This window comes from Caballeronia sp. J97 (assembly GCF_905220305.1).
GTDB lineage: Bacteria > Pseudomonadota > Gammaproteobacteria > Burkholderiales > Burkholderiaceae > Caballeronia.
Genome location: NZ_CAJMZL010000088.1, coordinates 1 through 825 on the forward strand (window position 1 = coordinate 1; position 825 = coordinate 825).

General features: G+C 58.3%; 1 protein-coding gene. It reads left to right on the forward strand.

Annotated features, from left to right (window positions below):
- On the forward strand, nucleotides 1-782 hold a 782-nt coding region (locus tag U4Y90_RS35945; RefSeq protein WP_321801896.1), incomplete at its 5' end, for an acyl-CoA dehydrogenase family protein.
- Between the last annotated feature and the right edge of the window lie 43 nt (nucleotides 783-825).

The window sequence follows — 825 nt, forward strand, 5'->3', positions numbered from 1 at the left end:
CCACGGGCAGCGACACCACCAAGCTCAAGACCACGGCCGTAAAAAAGGACGGCCGCTGGGTCATCAATGGCCAGAAAGTCTGGATATCACGCGTGCAGCACAGTGACCTGCTGATCCTGCTGGCGCGCACCACGCCACTCGACCAGGTGCAAAAGAAGAGCGATGGCCTGTCGTGTTTCATCGTCGAGCTGGACAAGGCTATCGGCAATGGGCTGACAGTGCAGCCTATTCTCAACATGGTCAACCACGAGACCAACGAGCTGTTCTTCGACAACCTCGAATTGCCTGAGGATGCACTGCTGGGCACTGAGGGCAAGGGCCTGAAGGTGATCTTCGACGGATTGAACGCAGAGCGCACGCTGATTGCGGCCGAATGCATCGGAGACGGTTACTGGTTCCTCGAAAAGGCGCGGGATTACGCGAACGAACGCAAGGTCTTCGGCCGTCCCATCGGTCAGAACCAGGGTATCCAGTTCCCGCTCGCCGAATCGTTCATCGAGCTCGAGGCCGCCAATCTGATGCGCTGGCGCGCCTGCCAGAAGATCGATGCGCGCGAGAACGCGGGCGTCGAAGCCAACATGGCCAAGTACCTGGCGGCCAAGGCCAGTTGGGAAGCCGCCAATGCGTGCCTGCAAACACATGGCGGGTTCGGCTTCGCTTGCGAATACGACGTGGAGCGCAAGTTCCGTGAAACCCGTCTGTATCAGGTCGCGCCCATCTCCACCAACATGATTCTCGGACACGTGGCCGAACACGTGCTGCACCTTCCGCGTTCTTACTGATATTTGATTGGAATACCGGTCATGAAAATTATCGTACCCGTCA